Genomic DNA, 22708 nt, shown 5'->3' with positions numbered 1-22708 from the left:
GGCGGTGCTCAGCGCCCCACGCATGGAGGGTCAGTACCGGCCTGCCGCGAGCAGGCGTGCGGCGCCGGAACACAATTCGTCCAGGATCTCGGCGACGGGCCGCACCGCCCTCACCAGCCCGACCCCCTGCCCCGCGTCGACCGGCGCGATCCGCGGATCGTCGGCGGCGTTGGCGGCGGCCAGCTCGGCCCGTGCGGCCGCCGCGGCGGCGGTCTGTTCAGCCTGCGCGGGCGCGGCATCGTCGGCCGGTTCGGGAGCGGCGGCTGTGGTCACCGACAACTCGTCGATCCGGTCGTGCCAGCGCGCGGTGAAGTCGTTGCGCAGCACCCGGGCCGGAAAGCGCTGCGGCCACGGCAGATCCATGCCGACGTCGAAGACCCGCGTGACGATGGTGTCGGTGCCCCGCGCCGCGAGCAGGGCGCGACGGCCACCCGGCGAGAGCAGCGATTCCTCGCCGGCTGCCAGCGCGGTGCCCAGCCACACTCCCGCGGCCCCCGCCGCGAGCATCGCGGCCACTCCCCGCGCCGAGCCGATGCCGCCGGCCGCCAGCACCGGGCCGGGCACGGCGTCGAGCACCGCTTCCAGCAACGGCAGCGTGGCCAGCTCGGGCGCACCGTGCCCGCCGCCCTCGAGACCGCGCGCGACCAGCACGTCGATCCCGGCGTCGCGGGCGCGCCGGGCGTCCTCCACGGTGTAAATCTGTGTCGCCGTCCGGATTCCGGCTTCGCGGGCGCGGGCGGCCCACGACAGGTCGGTCCCGAAGCTCACCGACAGCAGTGCGGGTGTGGCGGCGAGGGCGAGGTCGAGCAATCCCGGCCGGGCCGCCGCCACCCAGTCGACCAGGCCGATTCCGATCGGGCCGGGTGCGGGCGCTGCCGCGCTCCCCATCAGTTCCCGCTCGAGCGCGGGAAGTTCGCATGCGAGGGCGGCCGCGGCCAGCTCCCGTTCGAGCGCCTCGACCGAGCCCGCGCTGCCCATGCCGATCATGCCCAGTCCCCCGGCTGCCGCGACGGCGACCGCGAGCCTGCCCCCGGCGACGCCGCCCATGGGCGCGTTCACGATCGGCGCCCGCAACCCCATCGAGTCCGACCAGTTGGTCCGCAGTCCCGCATCCTCCGTCACCCGACCATGAAAGCGCGCCGCGGCCATCGCCATCCGGTCGGCCCCCGCAAGGCGCCGGTGCACCCCTACCCCACAACGCAACGCGGCACCCGTCCGAAGACGGGTGCCGCGTTGGATGTTCCGGCTGTCAGGCGACTAGTGCGACGCCTTCTCCAGCTCGTGCACATTGTGGGACTTGGTGCCCCAGCCCACGTGGGCCTCGGCGCGCATGCGGTCCACCATGTGCGGGTAGTGCAGCTCGAACGCGGGACGCTCGGAGCGGATGCGCGGCAGCTCGTAGAAGTTGTGCCGCGGCGGCGGGCAGGAAGTCGCCCACTCCAGGGAGTTGCCGTAGCCCCACGGATCGTCGACGGTCACGACCTCGCCGTAGCGGTAGGACTTGAAGACGTTCCAGATGAACGGCAGCATCGACGAACCCAGGATGAAGGCACCGATCGTGGAGATGGTGTTCAGGGTGGCGAAGCCGTCGCTCGGCAGGTAGTCGGCGTAGCGACGCGGCATACCCATGTTGCCCAGCCAGTGCTGCACCAGGAACGTGGTGTGGAAGCCGACGAAGGTGGCCCAGAAGTGCCACTTGCCCAGGCGCTCGTCCATCATGCGGCCGGTCATCTTCGGGAACCAGAAGTAGATGCCCGCGAAGGTGGCGAACACGATGGTGCCGAAGAGCACGTAGTGGAAGTGCGCGACCACGAAGTAGGTGTCCGACACGTGGAAGTCGATCGGCGGGGCGGCCAGGATGACACCCGACAGACCACCGAAGAGGAAGGTCACCAGGAAGCCGACCGACCAGAGCATCGGGGTCTCGAAGGTGAGCTGACCGCGCCACATGGTGCCGATCCAGTTGAAGAACTTCACACCGGTCGGGACCGCGATGAGGAACGTCATGAACGAGAAGTACGGCAGCAGCACCGCGCCGGTCGCGTACATGTGGTGCGCCCACACCGCGATGGACAGGGCCGCGATACCCAGGGTCGCGTAGACCAGGGTGGTGTAACCGAAGATCGGCTTACGGCTGAAGACCGGGAAGATCTCCGACACGATGCCGAAGAACGGCAGCGCGATGATGTACACCTCGGGGTGGCCGAAGTACCAGAACAGGTGCTGGTAGAGCAGGACACCGCCGTTGGCCGGGTCGTAGATGTGGCCACCCAGGTGGCGGTCGTAGGCCAGGCCGAACAGCGCCGCGGTGAGCAGCGGGAAGGCCAGCAGCACCAGCACCGAGGTGACGGCGATGTTCCAGGTGAAGATCGGCATCCGGAACATGGTCATACCCGGGCAGCGCAGGCAGACCACGGTGGTGAGCATGTTGACGCCACCGAGGATGGTGCCCAGACCGGAGACGGCCAGACCCAGGATCCACAGGTCGGCGCCGACGCCGGGCGAGTGGACGATGTCCGAGAGCGGGGTGTACGCGGTCCAGCCGAAGTCCGCCGCGCCGCCGGGGGTGATGAAGCCCGCGGTCGCCATGGTGCCGCCGAACAGGTACAGCCAGTAGCTGAACGCGTTCAGACGCGGGAAGGCGACGTCAGGGGCGCCGATCTGCAGCGGCAGGATGATGTTGGCGAAGCCGAACACGATCGCGGTCGCGTAGAAGAGCAGCATGATCGTGCCGTGCATGGTGAACAGCTGGTTGAACTGTTCCGGCGACAGGAACTGCATGCCCGGGCGGGCCAGCTCGGCGCGCATGAGCAGCGCCATGATGCCGCCGACCATGAAGAAGGACATGGCGGTCACCAAGTACATGACGCCGAGAACCTTCGGGTCCGTGGTGGTGACCATCTTGAAGATGAACGATCCCTTCGGACCCGTCCTTTGAGGATAGGGCCGCGCCGCCTCCACAAGGCTGGCCGGCCGCGGTTCTACGGCAGTCACGAAACCTCCACAGGTATGCCATCGTTCGTACGCTGCTTCCGGCGTCCGGTTCGGCACATGACGAACGACGGTGGCTTGCGCTGTGACAGATCGTAAACCGTGTTCCATCGGCGCTCGCCACGGGTCCTACTCTGTGTCGTAATTGGGAGTCGGGAGGCACGGCTGTAGGCTGCCCCGCATGCCGGTGCGCGAGTCTGCTTCCACCCGAAACACGTTCGCCTCCACCTTTTCCCCTATGCGGCATTTGCGCAGTGTGGGATTGGTCTCGGCGGCCACGCTGCTATCCGTCGGCCTGCTCGCGGGGTGCGCCAAGACCGATGACAACTCCGCCTCGATCGTGCGCACGACCACGAATATCGCGGGGGCGGGCGTGGTCGGCATCGAACGCGACACCACCAAGGCGTGCGCGCTACCGACCGTCCCGGATTCGGCGGCGGGCACCCGGACCGTCGCCCACGCGGCGGGTACCGCGGAGGTCCCCGCCGACGCCAAGCGCATCGTGGTGCTGTCCACCCCCGCCTTGGACGCGGCCTGCGCGCTGGGTCTGTGGGAACGGGTGGTCGGCGCGGCCACGGTCTCCGGTCCGTCACCGCAGCCCGAATATCTGGGTAGCGGGATCGCCGCGATCTCCGGGGTCGGCATGGTCGACACCCCGGATCCGGCGAAGATCGCGGAGCTGAAGCCGGATCTGATCATCGGCCCGGCCGCCGACGGCTCGCGCTACGACGCCTTGAAGGCCATCGCCCCGACCGTCCTGGTCGGTGACGATCACGGCTGGCAGGCCACCTTCACCGGTTTCGCGGAGGCCCTGAACCGCAAGGCCGCCGGCGCCAAGGCGCTCGACGACTACCGCACCGCCGCGAAGGACACCGGCATCGCCGCCAACGCCGCGCTCACCCAGGCGTCGGTGATCCGCTTCGACCCCGAGACGATTCAGGTGCAGGGCGGCAACAGCTTCGCCGCCCAGGTGCTGGGTGACGCGGGCGTGCAGCGCCCGCAGGCGCAGCGCGGCGACTCCTTCGACGTCTCGAGTCTGAGCACCGAGGCCGACCGCAACAAGATCGAGGGCGACCTCATCTTCCTCATGTTCGACGGCAAGGACGGCCTCGCCTACGGCAAGTCGATCATGAAGGGCGACAACTGGAAACAGCTCGGCGCGGTCAGCGACCGCCGTGAGTTCGCCGTCGACGACACCATCTGGCACGGCAGCGGCATCACCGCCGCCCGAGCCCTGCTCGAGGACATCCGCAACAACCTCAACGGCTACGTCGCCGACTGACGACGTAGGGCGCTCGGCCCGATGACGTGGGGAAGTCGCCACCCGGCCGAGCACCGACCGCGAAGTTCACCAGTCACACCGTGAACTTTTCGTGATCACGGGTATTCCCCGCGGACAGAGTCGGCAAACGGCCCCGAGCGAAGATTCGCTCGGGGCCGTTTGCCGACCGCAGCAACTGATTTCGCAACGGTCGGGGTAACTCATGGGGTACGCCCAGAATTGGGTTGCTCCGAAACCGCCGGCCCGCCTGCCCGACCGTCCACGGCTCTCAGCCGGGCGCTGAAGGCTCGGGGAGGCGGGGGAGTCAGAACTCCCAGTCCTCGTCTTCGGTGTTCACAGCCTTGCCGATGACGTAGCTGGAGCCGGAGCCGGAGAAGAAGTCGTGGTTCTCGTCGGCGTTCGGGGAGAGGGCCGAGAGGATGGCCGGGTTGACGTCGCACTCGTCCTTGGGGAACAAGCCCTCGTAGCCGAGGTTCATCAGGGCCTTGTTGGCGTTGTAGCGGAGGAACTTCTTGACGTCCTCGGTGAGGCCGACCTCGTCGTAGAGGTCCTGGGTGTACTCGACCTCGTTCTCGTAGAGCTCGAAGAGCAGCTCGAAGGTGTAGGCCTTGAGCTCTTCGCGCTCGGCCTCGGAGACCAGCTCCAGGCCCTTCTGGTACTTGTAGCCGATGTAGTAGCCGTGCACGGCCTCGTCGCGGATGATCAGGCGGATCATGTCGGCGGTGTTGGTCAGCTTGGCCCGCGAGGACCAGTGCATGGGCAGGTAGAAACCGGAGTAGAAGAGGAACGACTCCAGCAGGGTGGAGGCGACCTTGCGCTTGAGCGGGTCCTCGCCGTTGTAGTAGTCGAGGACGATCTCGGCCTTGCGCTGCAGGTTCCGGTTCTCCTCGGACCAGCGGAAGGCCTCGTCGATCTCCCGGGTCGAGCACAGCGTGGAGAAGATGGAGCTGTAGCTCTTGGCGTGCACCGACTCCATGAACGCGATGTTCGTCATCACCGCTTCTTCGTGCGGGGTGATCGCGTCGGGAATGAGGCTGACCGCGCCGACCGTGCCCTGAATGGTGTCGAGCAGGGTGAGGCCGGTGAAGACCCGCATGGTGAGTTGCTTCTCGTTGGCGGTCAACGTGCTCCACGACGGGATGTCGTTGGAGACCGGGACCTTTTCCGGCAACCAGAAGTTGCCGGTGAGCCGATCCCAGACCTCCGCGTCCTTCTCGTCCTGCACGCGGTTCCAGTTGATCGCACTAACCCGATCAATGAGCTTCACGTTCCGCTCACACACCCTTCTTCAGCTTCCGGACCCTGCGAATTCCCTTGCCATGAACACTACTACTGGTAGGTGACATCCCCGTGCAGCACAAGAAGTTGTGTCTTCACGTGTCTATACGTTGTCCTGCGAGAATGCGAAACGGGGATGGGCAAAGTACGCCACCGACTGCAGAAAATTACAGCCGTGCAATCCGTCACAGCACACCGGGGTAGGTCTGCGCAAACCCGCCCCGGGTTTGCCGATCAGATGCCGAGCACCACTTTCGCCGTCGTGAAGTAGATGACCAGTCCGGTGGCGTCCACCAGCGTGGTCACCATGGGCGCGGAGATGACCGCCGGGTCGATGCGCAGCTTCTTCGCCAGCAGCGGCATGGTGCCGCCGATGGTGGCCGCCCAGCCGCAGATGATCACCAGCGCGATGCCCACCACCACGGCGATCTTCACGCCCACGAACAGCGTGCCGATCACCATGCCGATGGCGGCCAGCATGCAGCCCAGCAGCAGCCCGACCCGGCATTCGCGCCAGATCACCGCGAGCAGGTCCGAGACCCGCACCTCGCCGACCGCGAGCGCGCGCACGCAGGTGGTCGCGGCCTGCGCGCCCGCATTGCCGCCGGACCCGATGAGCAGGGGGATGAACAGCGCCAGGTGCGCGGCCTGCTCGAGGGTCGGTTCGAAGAAGTTGGTGACCGTCACCGTGAGGGTGGCCGCGACCAGCAGCAGCATCAGCCACAGGGCGCGGTAGCGGGCCAGCTGGAACACGCCCGCGGCCATGTAGTGCCCCGACCACGGGGAGGTGCCGGCCTGCCGGGCCATGTCCTCGGAGTCGGCGGCCTCGATGACCTCCACGGCGTCGTCGATGGTGAGCAGGCCGACCAGGCGGTCCTCGCTGTCGACCACCGGCAGGTTGATCAGGTTGGCGCCCTGCATGAGTCGCGCCGCCTTCTCCGCGGATCCGGTGGCGCGCGCCGAGACCGGTTCGCCCGCAATGAGTTCCGCGATCATGGTGTCGGGCGAGCCGAGCACCAGGTCGCGCAGTTCCACCACGCCGATCAAGCGCCGGCCCGCGTCGACCACGGGCAGCGTGTACACGGTCTCGGCGGTGGAGCCCTTGGCGCGCACCATGTGCAGCGCCTCCCCCACCGGCAGATTCCGTGGCAGCGCAACGACTTCCGGCGTCATGTAGAAGCCGACGGAGCCCTCCGGGTAGCCGAGCAGGGTCGCGGTCATGCGCCGCTCGTGCGGGCTGAGCCCGCCCAGGACGCGCTTGGCCACCTTGGCCGGGACCTCGCGCAGCATGCGGGCGCGGTCGTCGGGATCCATCCCCTCGACCAGGTCGCGGAAGCTCTGATCGCGCAGCCCGGACAGGATCTGCTGCTGGTCGACGGGTTCGAGCTCCTCGAAAACGGCCAGCGCGCGATCCTTGTCGAGCAGCCGGAAGGCCATGCCGGCGGTGACGGCGTCCATCCTGGCCAGCTCGTCGGCGATGACGTGCGGCGCATGGTTGTCCAGCCACTCCATCGCCGGGGTCAGGTGGTGGCAGTCGACGATGTCGCGCAGCGAATCCTGTTCGGGGACAGGCGTATCGGCGACAACCGTGGGGACGGCAGGGGGCAGTTCGGTCTGCGTCATGGCGAAACCTCGGCCGGGTGGCGGTCAGGGGTGGTCGGGGGTACCGGATCACACCGCGGGCACCGCACCCACCGTCGCCAGGTGTTGTTCTATCGACGGAATTCGAGGGCGATGCCACGCGGCCTTCGACTGGGAGGTTCACCGCGCACGGACCTCACCCCCTCCTCGAAAGCCACTATTGCTCGACAGGCGTCATGGATAGAAACAACCATGTTCAGGATACAGAGGGTGGCCTAACGACGCTCGCTCGCCCTCGACCGGTAGGCAAGTCCATCGGTACAGTCGGAGCGGGCGGCCGCGAAACGGCTTGCCGCCGAATCATTTTTCGATCATTTTCCGTCGATCGGGTGGTCGCGGCCGTTGGGCGCGCGTCCGGAATGCCCTACTCTCTGCCTCTGTGCGTGTTTTGGTGCTAGAGGACGATCCCCAGCTCTGCCGCGAGGTGACCGAGGGGTTGCGTTCGGCCGGGTTCGCGGTGGACCTCGCCCAGAGCCTCGCCGACGCCGATTTCAAGATCGCCGTCAATCGCTACGACTGCCTGGTGGTGGACCGCGGCCTGCCCGACGGCGACGGCTTGGACCTGGTCGCGAGCGCGCGCGCCGCCGGGCACACCGTGCCCGCGCTCATGCTCACCGCTCGCGACGGGCTCGACGACCGGCTGGCCGGCTTCGAGCACGGGGCCGACGATTACCTGACCAAACCCTTCGCACTGCCCGAGCTGGTGATGCGGGTGCGGGCACTGTGCCGCCGCCGCGAACAGCCCACCGCCGCGCGGATCGCCGTGGCGGACATCGAGATCGACCTCATGCGCCGGCGGGTCACCCGCGGCGGCATCATGCTGGCGCTCACGCCCAAGGAGTTCGCGCTGCTCGAGCTCATGGCCACCCGGCGCGGCAGCGTCGTGACCCGCACCGATCTCATCGAATGCTGCTGGGACGAAATGGCCGAGCCCGCTTCGAATGTGGTGGACGCGGTCGTCGCCAAGCTGCGGCGCAAACTCGGTGAGCCGTCCGTGATCGAGACGGTGCGGGGGACGGGATTCGTGATAGCCGGCAACGTCTCGTGAGCACCCACCGCTCCCCCGCGGTGGCCCGGCTGAAGCGGGCCCGCTGGTTCATGACCGCGCTGGTCACCGTGATCATCGCGGCCGCCGTGCTGATCTTCGGTTTCGTGGCCGCCGCCATCGACGCGGACGCGCGCGCGACCCGTGCCGACGATCAGGTCCGGCAGGTGTCCGGCGGGCTGGCGCGGGCCATCCAGCACGACGAGAAGCAGACGCTGGACCTGTCCACCGTCATCGACGATCAGCTGGCGAAGGGCCCGACCGCGGTCGTCGTGGCGGTGCGGGTACCGGGCGAGCCGTGGAAGCAGGCGCACACCTATCAGCGCTCGTACATGCCGGACGATACCCAGATCGCCACGCTGGCAACGCAAACCGAGGATCACGCCGACGGATTGCTCTACAAGGACAGCCGGTTCCACGGCACCGACATCACCGGCCGTGCGGTGACGATGGTCGGCACCCCGGTGTTCTGGAACGATTGGGACCATATCGTCGTCATCCTGACCGGCGCCGAGTCCATGGCGGACGGGGACCAGCATCGAAAGCTGGTGTGGGAGTTGACTGTCGGTGGAGTCCTGCTGGTGTTGCTGTCGGCGGCGGGGACGTTCGTGCTGTCCGGGCGCAGTCAGCGCCAGGCGCTGCGCATGCTGGACGAGCACGAACAGTTCCTCGGGGACGCCGCGCACGAATTGCGTACGCCGCTCACCACATTGAAACTGCTCACCGAGTCCCGGCCGAAGCCGGAGGACGTCCAGCAGACACTCGCCGAGGCGCAGCGGCTGGCGGATCGCATGGCGCGCTTGGTGACCGGGCTGCTGGCCCGCGCCCGCATGCAGTCGGGGATCGCCGAACCCGAGCGCACGCTGCTGCGGCTGGATCAGCTGGCGGAGACGGTGGCCGACGAGGCCGCCGACGAGCGCATCCTGGTGACCGCGTATCCGAGCGTCGTGCTGGGTGATCCGCAACTGCTGAGCCTGGCCATCCGGAACATGCTGGAGAACGGGCTGACCCATGGCGCGGTGAACCGGTCCGCGCCGGTCGAGGTGCACGTGGCGGAGGGACGGGTCAGCATTCGCGATCACGGCCCCGGCGTCGATCCGGTCATGGCGGCCAACCCGTTCGATCGCGGCACGGCCGGGCGCACCGGACGCAACGGGATCGGCTTGGCGCTGGTCGCGTGGGTGGCGCAGGCGCACGGCGGCAATGCCTCGATCGAGCCCGCGGCCGGCGGCGGCACCATCGCCACACTGTGGCTGCCGCCCGCCGACATCACGGTGGGCGGGCCCGTCGGCGCCCGGCACTAGCCGCTGTCCAGCCGGGCTGACAGGAATGTCACGGCCGGAATCGGATTCGCCGCGGTGTCACTCCGGCGCTGCGAGCACCCGCCATGACCACGCCGATGTCCCGAACTGGTACCGACGGTGACGGTCATGCGCGGCCGGTCTGGCACATGTGAGAAGTCACAGGACCATTCGTCGCCTATTACTGTGCTTCACAGGGAGAGATCGATCCGGCCGTTCGGAGACGCGGCCTGCGTTAGCGTTTCAGGTCCCGTACGGGGCGCAGAACCGGGGGTGGAAGGGAGTCACGGATGGCCGTGGGAATTCCGGCCCGGGCCGGACTCACCGTGTCGGGCACGCCGATCTCGTCGCCGCTCAAGGATGTTCGCGGCGTCGCCCAGCACATGGTGGGGCATTTCGTCGAGACGGTCGCGCCCTGCGGCACCCTGCCCGGCGACGCCATTCACGGCGACGTCACCGTCATCACCCGCACCTGCCTGGAGCTGGCGGTCGGCATGCTCGACGGGCGCGACATCCCGGAGAAGACCAAACGTCTGGAAGAGGCCGCGGCGCAGTGGGCGCGCGAAGGCATCCCGATCGACACCATCCATCACGCCATCCACGAGGGCTTCAAGATCGGCTCGGAACTGGTGATGGCCAAGGCGCTGTCCGGGCACGTGCGCCGCGAGGACGAGGACGGCGCGGTCACCCTCGTCATCGCCGCCGCCGACATGAACAACATCGTGGACGGCGCCAAGCTGGTGGTGGAGTTGCTCGACCGGATGACCTCCGCGGTGGCCATGGCCTATGTGCGGGAGATGCGGTCGGTGGTGAGCGAACACCACACCGCGGTGCACACTCTCACCTCGGCGCTGCTGGGCGGGCACAGCACCTCCACCATGGCGCGGGAATGCGGGATCGAGATCGCCGAGGCGTATCACGTACTGGCGCTGTCCATTCCGGAACATCCGGAGGAGGACTCCCCCACCGTGGACGGCGCGGTGGTGGCGCGGCGCAAGCTGCGGCGGGTGCAGGCGGAGCTGGCCACCCGCTACACCGACAAGGTGCTGTCGCTGCTCAGCGTGGACGGCGGCACCCTGCTGGTCCCGGCCACCGATATCGCCGACGATCAGCTCGACGAATTGATCGAGGGGCTCTCGCGGGCGGCCCGGGTCCCGATCACCGCGACGCTGGTTCCGGCCGCGCCGCAACAGATTCCGGACGCCGCCGACCAGGCGCACGAACTGCTCGACATCGTGCACCGGCTGCGGCTGGTGCGCGGACTGTTCCGCTTCGACGAACTGGCCCTGGAGTATCAGCTGACCCGTCCCGGGCCCGGCCGCGACCATCTCGGGTCGCTGCTGGATCCGCTCGACGCGCACGCCGAACTGCTGGAAACGCTGCAATCCCACATCAGCAACAACCTGAACCGGCAGCGCACGGCGCGAATGCTGCACGTGCACACCAATACCGTGGACTACCGGCTGAAACGGATCGGACAGCTGACCGGATTCGATCCGACCCAGCCGTCCGGTCTCTGGTATCTGCGTTCGGCGCTGGTGGCGCGCACCTATCAGGCGGGCTGACCCCGCGGCGGTTCAGCAGTTGGCGGGAGCGGGCTCGCCGCGCAGGCGGGCGTCCAGCCAGGAGTACGCGGCCGGCAGGCCGAGCACGGCGGCGGTGAGGTGATCGGGCACCGGCACCTGCTCGGACCACACCCGCGCGCCCGCGGCGCAGTAGCGGCGCAGGGTGTGCACGACGGCGTCGATCGGGATCAGCCCGTCGATGGGCGAATGCCATTCGAAGACGGGCATATTCGGGACGCCGGGGTAGAGCTCGACGCTGTTCTCGTCCACCACCGCGCGGGCTCGCGGATCGTCGGTCATGACGGTCGTCTTGGCGACGTCGAGCGCGCCCTGCCCGGCGCCCGCGGTCAGGATGTCGTTGGTGCAACTGTTGACCAGCCGGTCGCGGATGGCGAGGCCGCGGTCGTTGAGCTGGTCGGTGAGCGGGAAGCGGTCCGGGTACTCGCGTTCCAGGCCCAGCCCGGCCGCCAGCGCCAGCCCGAAGGCCGGATGCCGGTTCATGCCGAGGCCCTCCATCATCGAGACCAGGTTCATCGGGACACCGCCCATGGCGGCGCCCGCGATGCGCAGTTCCGGGGCGTAGGACGCGGCCAGCGCCGCCGCCCAGGCGGTCGCCATGCCGCCGCCCGAATAGCCGGCCATGACGAGCGGACTGTGCTCGGCCCGTAACTCCGGCACGCGCTGGACCGCGCGCAGGCCGTCCAGGGTGATCTGGCCGCCGAGTTTGGCCGCGCCGTAGGCGATTCGGGGGCCGAGGTGGTCGGGCAGGGCCAGGGTCCAGCCGCGCTGCAGGGCCACGTTCCAGCCGGGGGCTTCCCGGATCATCAGGTTGGGGTCGCTGGTGTAGAGCTCGCGGGAGACCGCGCACTGCGCGCCGAGGCCGTTGATGATCTGCTGCAACGACAGGACGGGCGCGTCGGGGAGGCGGTGACGCGGCGAGATCACGGTGGTGGTGGCCGCGATGGGGTGTCCGGTGGAGTCGGTGGAACGGAACTTGATCAGCGTGATGTCGGTGTCGGGGAAGCTCGCCAGCGCGGGCATGGCTCGGGTGGCGAGGACGTCGCCGGGCTGGTGGCCGGCGATGTCGGAAGGGTTGGCGTAGAAGGGGTCCGGGTCCGGGGTGGGGAGCAGCGGCTGGGCCGCGGCCGATCCCGTGGCGACCGTCACGAGCAGAGCCCCGATCACCGCGATCGGAACACGAATCCTCATGCGGGGCAGCGTAGGAACGCCGCTCGCGCCGGACCAGGGGGCCGGGGGAACATTCCGAATAGTCACAAACGGCGCGGTCGTCGTTTGTGATCGCGCGCCGAATTCCGAGCGACCAATGTTTCTGTTCCGACGAGTAACAACTAGTCCCGCGCGGCCCTTGTGACATGTCCAAGCGGAAACCGGAACACGTTCCTACACACGGTAATCCGGATACGTTCGGTCACAGAGAGGTGCGGGCCGACGAAGGGGTCGGCCCGCACCTCTCCCCGCACCGACTCGAGGAGCAGCGCACATGGCCGGCAACACCGAAGGCAGAGTCCGCTTCGACAGCGTGGGTGACGCGCTCACCCACCGGGTGACCGTCTACCTCGGCGGACCCGAGGACGGGGCCGAACTCACCATGGAATACGTGGCCACCTGGAAGGAGGCGTCGGACTTCACCGTGGCCGCGGTACACGCGGGACTGGCGGTGACGGTGGACAACCGGATCCGGCCGGGATTGCGCCGACTGCCGCGCTACGGACTCCGGCACTGAAATCCGCTACACCGCAGCGGCGTTCGGGCGGTGCCATCACCGCCCGGGCACGGGGGCGAAGGCCGCCGAGAGGGCATCCCAGGCCGGCCCCAGCTGAGCGGAGAAATCCTCCCAGGCGTGCAGGCCCGTCGGCTCGTAGTGCACGGTGGCGGGAATCCTCAAGTCGCTCAATCGTTTCGCGAAATGCTCGGTACAGACCCGCGCGCCCGCCTCGAGCAGCACGCCGCCACCGGCCGTACCCAGGGCCGCCACCACATCCGGGGATCGCAGCACCTCGGCCAGATCCGGCACGCCGGGCACACCGGAGGCGGCCGACAGGTAGATCGCGGTGCCGCGCAACGCTTCCGCGCCCACCGTGCTGTCGTGGGTCAGCCAGTCGAACGTGCCGGGCAGACCCCAGAGATTCAAGATATTGCCGCCCCGCGAGGCCACCGTGGCCGCGGTGATCGCGCTCCCGGGCCCGTCGACGGTGGAATAGCAGCCGCTCAATCCCGCGACGGCCCGATAGAACCCGGGATGCCGGTGCGCGAGCATCATCGCGCCCTGCGCGCCCATGGACACGCCCGCGATCCCCCGACGACCGTCGGACCGCAGATACGGCTCGATCACCCCGGGTAATTCGGCGGTCAGGAAGGTTTCCCAGCGATTCCACCCGAGCGCGGCATCGGGATGCTGCCAGTCGGTGTACATGCTGCCGGTGGCCCCGGCCGGGAAGACCACATCGACCGGCTTGTCGGCGAAGAAGTCCGCGGCATGCCCCTTGGTCAGCCAGTCGGACACCCCCTCGGCATCGACACCGTCGAGCAGATACAGCGTGGGACGGGGGCCGGTTCCGGAGCCGTGCAGCACATCCAGCGCGACGGCGCGCCCCATGGCGGACGAGGCCACCTCCACACGCTCCCAGCGCGGCCCGACCTGCTCCACCCGCGTCACCGCGGCCCGCGCCCCGATCCGCCCGGGCGTACCCGCCTGCGCGCTCGCCCCGAACGCCGAGCTCGCGAGCACGGCCAGCGCCATCGCGACCCCGGCGGCCGCACGCCGCTTCACGACACCTCCCGGCGTCTTCGAATCATGCAGTGCGACAAGCCGACTCCTCATGCGCGATGTCCGATGCCCGCCGAAGAACCCACCGGGCGGGTGCGAGGTTGATACACCCGGTGGGGTCTCCGTTCGATCGACTCACCTCCAAAACGCTTGTCCCGATGCGTTTCCCGATTCCGGCATCACCCGCGCAATTCGATGGAAACCGATGCCCGAATCACGGCGAGCCTAACCAGCCGTGGACGTCGTCCGACAGGCCGGAGAACACCTTCTGGAGAGTTCACAATCGCGCGCGACGCAAACGTGGGATCAGCCACAGCAACGACGAAAGGGCGCTCCCGGCCGATGGCCGGAAACGCCCTTTCTCGTACTGCCGATCAGAGCATGCAGCTCACGCAGCCCTCGACCTCGGTGCCCTCGAGCGCCATCTGCCGGATGCGGATGTAGTAGAGGGTCTTGATGCCCTTGCGCCAGGCGTAGATCTGCGCCTTGTTGACGTCGCGGGTGGTGGCGCTGTCCTTGAAGAACAGCGTCAGCGACAGGCCCTGGTCCACGTGCTGGGTGGCGGCCGCGTAGGTGTCGATGACCTTCTCGTAGCCGATGTCGTAGGCGTCCTCGAAGTATTCGAGATTCTCGTTGGTCAGGTAAGGGGCCGGGTAGTAGACGCGGCCGATCTTGCCTTCCTTCCGGATCTCGATCTTGGAGGCGATCGGGTGGATCGAGCTGGTGGAGTGGTTGATGTAGGAGATCGAGCCGGTCGGCGGGACGGCCTGCAGGTTCTGGTTGTAGATGCCGTGCTGCATCACCAGCGCCTTCAGCTCGCGCCAATCATCCTGGGTGGGGATGTGGACGTTCGCCTCGGCGAAGATCTGGCGCACCCGCTCGGTGGCCGGCTCCCACACCTGCTCGGTGTACTTGTCGAAGAACTCACCGGAGGCGTACTTCGACTCGGGGAAGCCGCCGAAGTACGAACCCCGCTCCTGCGCGATCAGATTCGAGGCGCGAATCGCGTGGTAGGCGATCGTGTAGAAGTAGATGTTGGTGAAGTCCACGCCCTCTTCGGAGCCGTAGTGGACGTGCTCCCGCGCCAGGTAGCCGTGCAGGTTCATCTGCCCCAGGCCGATGGCGTGAGACTCGTTGTTGCCCTGCTCGATCGAGGGCACCGAGTAGATGTGGGTCTGGTCCGACACCGCGGTCAGCGCGCGGATCGAGGTCTCCACCGTCTTGGCCAGGTCCGGCGAATCCATGGTCTTCGCGATGTTCAGCGAGCCCAGGTTGCACGAGATGTCCTTGCCCACCTTGGCGTAGGACAGATCGTCGTTGAACTCCGACGGGGTGGAGACCTGCAGGATCTCCGAGCACAGGTTGGAGTGGGTGATCTTGCCCGCGATCGGGTTGGCCCGGTTCACGGTGTCCTCGTACATGATGTACGGGTAGCCCGACTCGAACTGCAGCTCGGCGATGGTCTGGAAGAACTCGCGAGCCTTGATCTTGGACTTGCGGATTCGCTTGTCGTCGACCATCTCGTAGTACTTCTCGGTGACATTGATGTCGGCGAACGGCACGCCGTAGATGCGCTCCACGTCGTACGGCGAGAACAGGTACATGTCCTCGTTCTTCTTCGCCAGCTCGAAGGTGATGTCGGGGATCACCACACCCAGCGACAGCGTCTTGATGCGGATCTTCTCGTCCGCGTTCTCGCGCTTGGTGTCGAGGAAGCGGTAGATGTCGGGGTGGTGGGCCTGCAGGTAGACCGCGCCCGCGCCCTGACGCGCACCCAGCTGGTTGGCGTAGGAGAACGAGTCCTCCAGCAGCTTCATGATCGGGATGACGCCCGAGGACTGGTTCTCGATCTTCTTGATCGGGGCGCCGGTCTCACGAATGTTGCTGAGCAGCAGGGCGACACCGCCGCCGCGCTTGGACAGCTGCAGGGCGGAGTTGATGGAGCGCCCGATGGACTCCATGTTGTCCTCGATGCGCAGCAGGAAGCAGGACACCGGCTCGCCGCGCTGCTTCTTGCCCGAGTTGAGGAAGGTGGGGGTGGCCGGCTGGAAGCGGCCGTCCATGATCTCCTCGACCAGCTCGCCCGCCAGGGTCTCGTCACCGGCGGCCAGGGTCAGGGCGACCATGCACACGCGGTCCTCGAAACGCTCCAGATAGCGCTTGCCGTCGAAGGTCTTCAGCGTGTACGAGGTGTAGTACTTGAACGCGCCCAGGAAGGTCGGGAACCGGAACTTCTTGGCGTACGCCTGCTGGAACAGCTGCTTGATGAACGTCCGCGAGTACTGGTCGAGGACCTCGGTCTCGTAGTAGTTCTCCTTGACGAGGTAGTCGAGCTTCTCGTCGAGGTTGTGGAAGAAGACCGTGTTCTGGTTGACGTGCTGCAGGAAGTACTGGTTGGCGGCTTCCCGATCCTTCTCGAACTGGATCTCACCGTTGGGTCCGTACAGGTTGAGCATGGCGTTGAGGGCGTGGTAGTCCAGTCCCTCGGTCGCGGAGTCGCCGCTGACGGGGCGCTCTACGCGGGCAGTCTTTCCGACCGGTGCTGTTGTCGTTGCCAAAAGATTCCCAATCCCTCGCGGACGCGCTCGACGTCCTCGGCAGTTCCCATGAGTTCGAAGCGATACAGGTACGGGACCCCCGCTTTGCGCGAGATCACTTCTCCCGCATAGCAGTACGTGTCGCCGAAGTTGGTGTTGCCGCTCGCGATCACGCCGCGCAGCAGGGCGCGGTTGTGCGGATCGTTGAGGAACTTGGCCACCTGACGGGGCACGAATTCCTTGTCGGATCGCTGCCCACCCAAAACGTGCCGACCTCCCCCGTAGGTGGGGACGATCAGCACGAAAGGTTGGTCGACGCGAAGCGAGTCGGCGGTGTGAAGCGGAATGCGGACGGCGGGCAGGCCCAGCCGTTCGACGAACCGGTGAGTGTTCTCCGAAGCACTGGAGAAATAGACCAGATTCGGTGTCTCACTCGACATTTCGGTCATCTCCCTGACCGCTGGGCCGAGCCGTCAGGCGACTGCGACGACGTCGGCCAGCGCCTTGATGCGGTCCGGACGGAAGCCGGACCAGTGGTCGTCCCCGGCGACGACGACGGGGGCCTGCAGGTAACCCAGGGCCATCACGTAGTCGCGGGCATCCGGGTTCTCCGAGATGTCGACGACGCTGTAGTCGACACCAGCCTTGTCGAGGGCGCGATAGGTCGCGTTGCACTGGACACAAGCGGGCTTGGTGTAAACGGTGATGGTCATTGGTATCCCCTTCTCCTCAGCCTTGATCTGTCTGCAGTGCACACCTGAAACAAGATCCACGTAGTAATGCGCAAACCCCTGGAAGCGGAGCCGAAGCTCCTGGTCACCGGCCCGTGATCGAGGTCTCGTCCTTGTGGCCTTCCAGCTCCCAAGACACTACACCTAGTGGCCGACAAACTCATACAACACGACATGTTGCGACTCACAAAGGTGAAATTCCGGACGGGTTAGTACCTGGACACTCGATTCGCAACTCGACACGACTGAGTCACACATCACAATTTCGGCATTCAGTTCATTTCCAGCAAACACACCATTACCGCTGATCAACACGCTTCTCACGAGTCACAGCAGACTCGAGCGACCACCCGGTTCGCAACCTCGCCGGGTCGAGCGACCGATTCCAGGCCGCCCGCTCGCCCCGGCGTGTCGCGGCATCCGCCCCGGTCCTACCGGATCGTGAACGACGCGCCCTCGATCGGTCCGGGCGCCAGCAACCGATTGGTGGCCGGAATGCCGTAGGTATGGGCGTCGTAATCGGACAGCGGCCGCCCGTCGATGCTGATCTCGGTGAAGGTGATCGGCGCGAACCCGGGCAGCGCGGCGTCGAGGTGTCCCTCCACGATGATCTCGGCGGTGCGCGCGGGCACCGGCGAGGCCACGACCGTGGTGCGACGCCAGTTCGCGGTGCGGTTCTCCAGCGTCATCACATAGCGCCCGCCGTCCCAGCTCACGATGGAATGCATGGTGTCGCCGGCCCGGACCGACACGTCGTCGTAGGTCACCGGCGGAGCGGGATAGCCCTCCCACCAGCCGTCGATCAGCTGGTCCGGGCGGCAGAAGCCGCCGAAGATGCCCAGCGAGCACATCCCGTCCGCGGCCGCGCCCAGCGCGTCGGAGACCTTGGCGCCGGCGTTCATCACGGTCCCGGCCAGCCGCGGATCGGCGTACGCCAGGCCCGCCGCCATCGTTTCGACCTGCAGGCCGGGCAGCGCCGCGTACACGGCGGCGTCACTGGCACACATGGATTCGACGCCGGTCTGCATGAGCGGCAGCGCGACCTGGCCGTCCAGGCCGGTGGCCCCGTTGAGCCCTACCCAGGGGACCACGCGCTGCAGGATGCCGGGATTGCGGCACTCGATCTCGGGCTGCACCCAGGTGGCACTGATCTCCCGAAAGTTCCCCTGCACCACGTAACCGGCCCAGTTGCCCAGGTAGAGATGGGAATTCGAAAGCTCCGACCCGTACGCGACGAACGATTCGGCCGTCGCGTCGGCCGCATTGCCGACCGCCATCGAGGCGGCGGACGCGGCCAGGGTGACCGCCATGAAACAACGGCCCCACACAGAGTTGCCCGTTGATAACTTCATGATCAGACCGTAGCCCGAATTGTCCGGGAAAAGCGGCAGGCCACGACTCGAAAGCCGTGGCCTTGCGCTGAATTCAGTTGGTGATCGCCGGATGGATCAGGCGTTCGCCCGAGCCTTGACATCCTCGGCCAGCAGCCGCACGGTGGCGGCCAGCTGGGTCAGCGCCTCGGCGTCGTCGGCCGGGTGGGTCTCGACGAAGCGCGAACCGATGGCGCCGAAGTTCAGCGACGCCTCCTTGACCACCTCGGCGCCCGCCACGCCGAGCGCCTTCACGGCGTCGTCGTGCGACCACTTGGCGGCGTTCTGGCTGATGGACGCCGACACCACGGCGACCGGCAGGCTCTTCAGCGCGCCCGCGCCGTACGGCCGCGACGCCCAGTCGATGGCGTTCTTCAGCACGGCCGGCAGGGTGCCGTTGTATTCGGGGGTCACCAGCAGGGTGGCGTCGGACGCGGCGACCGCGTCCCGCAGCGCCTGCGCGGCGGCCGGGACCTGGCCCTCGACGTCGAGGTCCTCGTTGTAGAAAGGAATGTCACCGAGGCCTTCGTAGATGGAGAGCTCGACGCCTTCGGGGGCGGTCTGCACCGCGGCCTCGGCGAGGCGGCGATTGATCGACGCGGCGCGAAGGCTTCCGACCAGAACGAGGATGCGGGTCTGCGACATGATGATCACTCCAAGGGTTACTGATTCAGCGGTGGATCTTTCGATAGACTGTAACCGGACCTCAGTCCGCTTACATTCCCGGGTAGGAGCCGACAGCCTGTGACACGCGACACGTCCGCCGATGACGTCGTACCGGCACTGCCGAACATCGCGCTGCCGATCGAAGCCGTCGGCACCCAGCGGCCACCGCCGCACTCGGTCCCGCTGCTCATGCCCGGCAGCAGCCACGAACGCAGCGACGCCGCCCGCAACCGCCAGCTCCTGCTCGACGCCGCCGAGACCCTGGTCCGCGAACAGGGCGCCGACGCGGTCACCATGGACGCGGTCGCCAAACTCGCCGGGGTCGGCAAGGGCACCGTCTTCCGGCGCTTCGGCAACCGAGCCGGGCTGATGCTGGCGCTGCTGGACCAGTCCGATCAGAAACTGCAGTGGGCCTACATGTTCGGGCCCCCGCCGCTGGGACCGGGCGCGCCCGGCGTCGAGCGGCTCATCGCCTACGGCCGGGCCCGGCTGGCCACCGTCGAGGTGGAAGGCGACGTCCGCAAGAACGCCGCGATCGGCGGACAGTACGGCGGCCCGCCCTACAACATCGCGAAAACCCATGTCTCCCTGCTGCTCCGGGAGGCCGGAGCCCCCGGCGACATCGGCCTGACCGCGGACACGCTGCTGGCGACGCTCGACGCCGGACTGGTGCTGCACCAGATTCGGCAGCTGCGCTACACGCCCGAACAGGTCGGCGACCACTGGGAGACCCTGGTCCGGCAGGTGACCGCGCCCATCGATCGGTAGTCGCGACGCCCGTTCAGTAGAGTGTGCCCATGGGGAACCTGCGCGCACAGATCATCGCCGAATTGGGCGTCCTGCCGTCGATCGAACCGAAAACCGAAGTGCGGCGACGCATCGACTTCCTCAAGGAGTACCTGAGTTCCACCCCCGCGACCGGCTTCGTGCTCGGCATCAGCGGAGGCCAGGACTCCACCCTCGCCGGCCGGCTCTGCCAGCTGGCCGTTGAGGAACTGCGCGCCGAGGGCCGCGACGCCACCTTCGTGGCGGTCCGCCTGCCCTACGGCGTCCAGTTCGATGAGCAGGACGCCCAGATCGCCCTGGAATTCATCCAGCCGGACCGCTCGGTCGTGGTGAACGTCAAACCCAGTGCCGACGCCGCCGCCGGGGAAGCCGCCACCGGAATCCTGGAGCTCCACGAGGAACCCCGCCTGCGGGACTTCGTGCGCGGCAACATCAAGGCCCGCGAGCGGATGCTCCTCCAGTACGCCATCGCGGGCCAACTCAACCTGCTGGTCGTCGGTACTGATCACGCAGCCGAAGCCGTCACCGGCTTCTTCACCAAATACGGCGACGGCGGCGTGGACATCACCCCGCTGACGGGTCTGACCAAGCGCCAGGGCGCGGCGCTGCTGCAGGAACTCGGCGCGCCGCCGAGCGTGTGGCAGAAGGTCCCCACCGCTGACCTGGAGGACGACCGCCCGTCGCTTCCCGATGAAGAAGCCTTGGGTATGAAGTACTCCCAGATCGACGATTACCTGGAGGGCAAGCCCGTCGGTCCCGAGGTCTCCGAGAAGCTCGAGACCATCTTCCGCAATACGCGCCACAAGCGCGCTGTCCCGGTGACCCCGCTCGAGACCTGGTGGAAATAGCTCCCCGGCGAATGACTCGAGCAGCGCGAGCGGCTCATTTCTGGTCCTGGTCCTCGACGAGGCGGCGGTGCAGTTCCGCCGTCATGACGTGAATCGCCCGGGTCAGTTCGGTATTGGTCTTGAGTTCGAGTTCCTGCTCCCGGAAATCGTGATCGGCCTTGGCCTGCTGGAAGTCGGCCTGGCGGTTCTGGCCGATCATCACGAAGGTGGACAGAAAGATCGCTTCCAGCGACACCACCAGGGTCAGGGTGGGCCAAGGGCTCTTCTCGATGACGATCATCCAGACCGCGAAGCCGACCGCGTGCAGGTAAACGAAGTTCATCGAGCCCGCGAACTTGGTGATCCAGTCGGCCACGCGCAGCTGGACGCTGGCAGCGCGCTCGGCCTGGGCCTTCTCGAAGGCGGGGTGCCGGAGTTTGGGGGCGTGCGTCATTCGGATGGGTCTCCTGGCGAGCGCGTGCGGGGACCGGCGAATACTAGCGCCCAGCAGTGCGATTCACCGCAGTGCGCCGCCGCGTGATGACTAGCCGCCGGCGAAGGGCGGTAGGACGTCGACGCGCGAGCTCAGCGGTGTGGCGGCGTCCCGGGTGAGTTCGTCGCCGATCAGGTAGGCGCAGACCTTGAGCATCGGGTCCAGCTTGGGGCCGTAGGCGGCCGAGAGCGTGGTGCGCAGATCCGCGATGGTCGCCCCGGACGGCAGGTCCAGGGTTTCCTTGTCCTTGCCGACCGCATCGGCGATCGCGGCGAAATAGCGGACCTCAACCACCGATGGCTCCCATCGTTCGGGTGGGCGGGACGAAGCCGGCGGCGTCGATACCGTGCCCGGCCGATTTGTTCCACATGGCGCCGCGCCACAGGGCGGCGATATCGGCGTCGGTCGCGCCGGACCGCAAGGCGCCGCGAATGTCGTACTCCTGATCGCTGAACAGGCAGGACCGGATGCGGCCGTCGGCGGTCAGCCGGGTGCGGTCGCAGTCGCCGCAGAACTTGCGGGTGACCGAGGCGATGATGCCGACGGTGGCGGGGCCGCCGTCCACCAGCCAGCGTTCGGCCGGGGCGGACGGGTCCTCGCGCCCGGTCTCGACCAGGGAGAAACGCTTGCCGAGCACGTCCAGCAGTTCGGCCGCGGTGATCATGTTGGCGCGCGCCCACTCGTGATCGGCGTCGAGCGGCATCTCCTCGATGAACCGCAGTTCCGCACCCACCTCCAGGCACCACTGCAGCAGATCGGCCGCGCCGTCGAGGGTTTCGCGCATCAGCACCGCGTTCACCTTGAGCGGGGTGAGCCCGGCGGCGATGGCGGCGCGAATGCCGGCCTGCACCGAGGCGAGGCGGTCGCGGCGGGTCAGGCGGTGGAAGCCGTCCCGGTCCACGGTGTCGAGGGAGATATTGATGCGCTTCAGTCCGGCATCGGCCAGCGCCTGGGCCCGATGCTCGAGCCCGACGCCGTTGCTGGTCATGGCCAGCGGCGTATCCGGCAGTGCCGCATGGCATCCGGCGATGATGCGTTCCAGATCGCGGCGCATGAGCGGCTCGCCGCCGGTGAAACGCACCTCGTGTACGCCGAGTTCGCGCACCGCCAGCGTCACCAGGCGCACGATCTCCTCGGGAGCGAGCAGTTCGTCGGCGGGGATGGCGGGCAGGCCTTCCTCGGGCATGCAGTAGGTGCAGCGCAGCGAGCACTTCTCGGTGATGGACACCCGCAGATCCCGCGCCACCCGGCCGAAGCGGTCGAGCAGGACGGGGGTGTCCGGGCGGCCGTCGATGTCGGGCCGCCCGGTTCGCACAGCGGGCATACCCATCGCGACCACGGTCATTGGACCATTATTGCCTGGTCCGCAAGTCTTCGTAGATTCCTACGAGCGGGGCCCCCTGATCA

At 67.5% G+C, this 22708-nt stretch carries 21 protein-coding genes; 7 read left to right on the top strand and 14 right to left on the bottom strand.

All coding sequences use genetic code 11. From position 1 onward, the window contains the following. Window positions 1–30: 30 nt before the first annotated feature. Both ACYVKL_RS34245 and ctaD read right to left on the bottom strand, forming a co-directional pair. A complete protein-coding gene (locus tag ACYVKL_RS34245; protein WP_379167898.1) occupies window positions 31–1080 on the bottom strand; it encodes an NAD(P)H-dependent flavin oxidoreductase in 1050 nt (349 codons plus the stop codon). 177 nt (window positions 1081–1257) lie between these two features. After that, window positions 1258–2994, bottom strand: a complete 1737-nt coding sequence (ctaD, locus tag ACYVKL_RS34240; RefSeq protein WP_379166885.1) for an aa3-type cytochrome oxidase subunit I — start codon at window positions 2992–2994, stop codon at window positions 1258–1260. Between the two features lie 235 nt (window positions 2995–3229). Between ctaD and ACYVKL_RS34235 the strand changes: the two genes are divergently transcribed. Further along, window positions 3230–4273: an ABC transporter substrate-binding protein gene (locus ACYVKL_RS34235; protein WP_379166886.1), complete on the top strand. Its 1044-nt coding sequence runs from the start codon at window positions 3230–3232 to the stop codon at window positions 4271–4273. Window positions 4274–4577: 304 nt separating this feature from the next. On the opposite strand, the gene nrdF is transcribed toward ACYVKL_RS34235, so the two are convergent. Next, window positions 4578–5555 (bottom strand): class 1b ribonucleoside-diphosphate reductase subunit beta, encoded by a 978-nt coding sequence (gene nrdF, locus ACYVKL_RS34230; protein ID WP_379166888.1) that lies wholly within the window; start codon window positions 5553–5555, stop codon window positions 4578–4580. A gap of 230 nt (window positions 5556–5785) precedes the next feature. Beyond that, window positions 5786–7174: a magnesium transporter gene (mgtE, locus tag ACYVKL_RS34225; protein ID WP_379166890.1), complete on the bottom strand. Its 1389-nt coding sequence runs from the start codon at window positions 7172–7174 to the stop codon at window positions 5786–5788. A gap of 397 nt (window positions 7175–7571) precedes the next feature. Between mgtE and ACYVKL_RS34220 the strand changes: the two genes are divergently transcribed. The 3 genes from ACYVKL_RS34220 to ACYVKL_RS34210 all read left to right on the top strand — a co-directional run bounded on the left by ACYVKL_RS34220 (window position 7572) and on the right by ACYVKL_RS34210 (window position 11103). Continuing rightward, a complete protein-coding gene (locus ACYVKL_RS34220) occupies window positions 7572–8240 on the top strand; it encodes a response regulator transcription factor (protein WP_379166892.1) in 669 nt (222 codons plus the stop codon). Next, the gene (locus ACYVKL_RS34215) at window positions 8237–9541 is read left to right on the top strand and encodes a sensor histidine kinase (protein ID WP_379166894.1); all 1305 of its coding nucleotides are present in this window, start codon (window positions 8237–8239) and stop codon (window positions 9539–9541) included. Before ACYVKL_RS34220 ends, ACYVKL_RS34215 begins: the two co-directional genes overlap by 4 nt. 287 nt (window positions 9542–9828) lie before the next feature. Then, window positions 9829–11103, top strand: coding sequence for a PucR family transcriptional regulator (locus ACYVKL_RS34210; RefSeq protein ID WP_379166896.1), 1275 nt, complete (start codon window positions 9829–9831; stop codon window positions 11101–11103). Between the two features lie 12 nt (window positions 11104–11115). On the opposite strand, the gene ACYVKL_RS34205 is transcribed toward ACYVKL_RS34210, so the two are convergent. Continuing rightward, window positions 11116–12312, bottom strand: a complete 1197-nt coding sequence (locus ACYVKL_RS34205) for a lipase family protein (RefSeq protein WP_379166899.1) — start codon at window positions 12310–12312, stop codon at window positions 11116–11118. Between the two features lie 292 nt (window positions 12313–12604). Here ACYVKL_RS34205 and ACYVKL_RS34200 point away from each other — a divergent pair, with 292 nt between their 5' ends. Further along, window positions 12605–12847 (top strand): hypothetical protein, encoded by a 243-nt coding sequence (locus tag ACYVKL_RS34200; RefSeq protein WP_213557239.1) that lies wholly within the window; start codon window positions 12605–12607, stop codon window positions 12845–12847. A 36-nt stretch (window positions 12848–12883) separates the two neighbouring features. Here the strand turns inward: ACYVKL_RS34200 and ACYVKL_RS34195 are convergent, their stop codons facing one another. The 6 genes from ACYVKL_RS34195 to ACYVKL_RS34170 all read right to left on the bottom strand — a co-directional run bounded on the left by ACYVKL_RS34195 (window position 12884) and on the right by ACYVKL_RS34170 (window position 19174). Next, window positions 12884–13894, bottom strand: coding sequence for an alpha/beta hydrolase (locus ACYVKL_RS34195; protein WP_379166901.1), 1011 nt, complete (start codon window positions 13892–13894; stop codon window positions 12884–12886). Between the two features lie 371 nt (window positions 13895–14265). Then, on the bottom strand, window positions 14266–16347 hold the full coding sequence (gene nrdE, locus ACYVKL_RS34190; RefSeq protein ID WP_379167900.1) for a class 1b ribonucleoside-diphosphate reductase subunit alpha: 2082 nt from the start codon (window positions 16345–16347) through the stop codon (window positions 14266–14268). 59 nt (window positions 16348–16406) lie between these two features. Next, window positions 16407–16877, bottom strand: a complete 471-nt coding sequence (gene nrdI, locus ACYVKL_RS34185; protein WP_246598028.1) for a class Ib ribonucleoside-diphosphate reductase assembly flavoprotein NrdI — start codon at window positions 16875–16877, stop codon at window positions 16407–16409. Between the two features lie 24 nt (window positions 16878–16901). After that, window positions 16902–17141, bottom strand: a complete 240-nt coding sequence (locus tag ACYVKL_RS34180) for a redoxin NrdH (protein ID WP_213557240.1) — start codon at window positions 17139–17141, stop codon at window positions 16902–16904. A 449-nt stretch (window positions 17142–17590) separates the two neighbouring features. Beyond that, complete coding sequence (locus ACYVKL_RS34175) at window positions 17591–18511, bottom strand: G1 family glutamic endopeptidase (RefSeq protein ID WP_379166903.1); 921 nt, start codon at window positions 18509–18511, stop codon at window positions 17591–17593. 96 nt (window positions 18512–18607) lie between these two features. Then, window positions 18608–19174 carry an NAD(P)H-dependent oxidoreductase gene (locus tag ACYVKL_RS34170; RefSeq protein ID WP_379166905.1) on the bottom strand — a complete coding sequence of 189 codons (567 nt, stop codon included), beginning with the start codon at window positions 19172–19174 and terminating at the stop codon, window positions 18608–18610. 210 nt (window positions 19175–19384) lie between these two features. On the opposite strand from ACYVKL_RS34170, the gene ACYVKL_RS34165 reads away from it, so the two are divergent. Together ACYVKL_RS34165 and nadE are read left to right on the top strand one after the other, a co-directional pair. Then, on the top strand, window positions 19385–19963 hold the full coding sequence (locus tag ACYVKL_RS34165) for a TetR/AcrR family transcriptional regulator (protein ID WP_379167902.1): 579 nt from the start codon (window positions 19385–19387) through the stop codon (window positions 19961–19963). Between the two features lie 29 nt (window positions 19964–19992). Then, complete coding sequence (gene nadE / locus ACYVKL_RS34160; RefSeq protein WP_379166907.1) at window positions 19993–20829, top strand: ammonia-dependent NAD(+) synthetase; 837 nt, start codon at window positions 19993–19995, stop codon at window positions 20827–20829. Between the two features lie 34 nt (window positions 20830–20863). Here nadE and ACYVKL_RS34155 read toward each other — a convergent pair whose 3' ends face one another. From ACYVKL_RS34155 to moaA, 3 genes are all read right to left on the bottom strand, one after another. Beyond that, the gene (locus tag ACYVKL_RS34155) at window positions 20864–21262 is read right to left on the bottom strand and encodes a DUF1003 domain-containing protein (protein WP_379166909.1); all 399 of its coding nucleotides are present in this window, start codon (window positions 21260–21262) and stop codon (window positions 20864–20866) included. A gap of 90 nt (window positions 21263–21352) precedes the next feature. Further along, window positions 21353–21595 carry a MoaD/ThiS family protein gene (locus tag ACYVKL_RS34150; protein WP_379166911.1) on the bottom strand — a complete coding sequence of 81 codons (243 nt, stop codon included), beginning with the start codon at window positions 21593–21595 and terminating at the stop codon, window positions 21353–21355. Continuing rightward, window positions 21588–22646 (bottom strand): GTP 3',8-cyclase MoaA, encoded by a 1059-nt coding sequence (moaA, locus tag ACYVKL_RS34145; RefSeq protein ID WP_379166913.1) that lies wholly within the window; start codon window positions 22644–22646, stop codon window positions 21588–21590. The genes ACYVKL_RS34150 and moaA overlap by 8 nt, the downstream gene beginning before the upstream one ends. Window positions 22647–22708 lie beyond the last annotated feature (62 nt).

The organism is Nocardia tengchongensis (genome assembly GCF_054781395.1).
Note: the sequence above shows the minus strand (reverse complement) of the source record. Positions and strands in the feature narration are given on the sequence as shown.

Bases quoted from the DNA above. Each gene is read 5' to 3' on its own strand.
- moaA (WP_379166913.1), bottom strand. From the start codon at position 22,646: ATGACCGTGGTCGCGATGGGTATGCCCGCTGTGCGAACCGGGCGGCCC.
- ACYVKL_RS34210 (WP_379166896.1), top strand. From the start codon at position 9,829: ATGGCCGTGGGAATTCCGGCCCGGGCCGGACTCACCGTGTCGGGCACG.
- ACYVKL_RS34155 (WP_379166909.1), bottom strand. From the start codon at position 21,262: ATGACGCACGCCCCCAAACTCCGGCACCCCGCCTTCGAGAAGGCCCAG.
- nrdI (WP_246598028.1), bottom strand. From the start codon at position 16,877: ATGACCGAAATGTCGAGTGAGACACCGAATCTGGTCTATTTCTCCAGT.
- ACYVKL_RS34205 (WP_379166899.1), bottom strand. From the start codon at position 12,312: ATGAGGATTCGTGTTCCGATCGCGGTGATCGGGGCTCTGCTCGTGACG.
- nadE (WP_379166907.1), top strand. From the start codon at position 19,993: ATGGGGAACCTGCGCGCACAGATCATCGCCGAATTGGGCGTCCTGCCG.
- ACYVKL_RS34235 (WP_379166886.1), top strand. From the start codon at position 3,230: ATGCGGCATTTGCGCAGTGTGGGATTGGTCTCGGCGGCCACGCTGCTA.
- ACYVKL_RS34180 (WP_213557240.1), bottom strand. From the start codon at position 17,141: ATGACCATCACCGTTTACACCAAGCCCGCTTGTGTCCAGTGCAACGCG.
- nrdE (WP_379167900.1), bottom strand. From the start codon at position 16,347: ATGCTCAACCTGTACGGACCCAACGGTGAGATCCAGTTCGAGAAGGAT.
- ACYVKL_RS34175 (WP_379166903.1), bottom strand. From the start codon at position 18,511: ATGAAGTTATCAACGGGCAACTCTGTGTGGGGCCGTTGTTTCATGGCG.
- ACYVKL_RS34165 (WP_379167902.1), top strand. From the start codon at position 19,385: ATGCCCGGCAGCAGCCACGAACGCAGCGACGCCGCCCGCAACCGCCAG.
- ACYVKL_RS34170 (WP_379166905.1), bottom strand. From the start codon at position 19,174: ATGTCGCAGACCCGCATCCTCGTTCTGGTCGGAAGCCTTCGCGCCGCG.
- mgtE (WP_379166890.1), bottom strand. From the start codon at position 7,174: ATGACGCAGACCGAACTGCCCCCTGCCGTCCCCACGGTTGTCGCCGAT.
- ACYVKL_RS34245 (WP_379167898.1), bottom strand. From the start codon at position 1,080: ATGGGGTTGCGGGCGCCGATCGTGAACGCGCCCATGGGCGGCGTCGCC.
- ACYVKL_RS34200 (WP_213557239.1), top strand. From the start codon at position 12,605: ATGGCCGGCAACACCGAAGGCAGAGTCCGCTTCGACAGCGTGGGTGAC.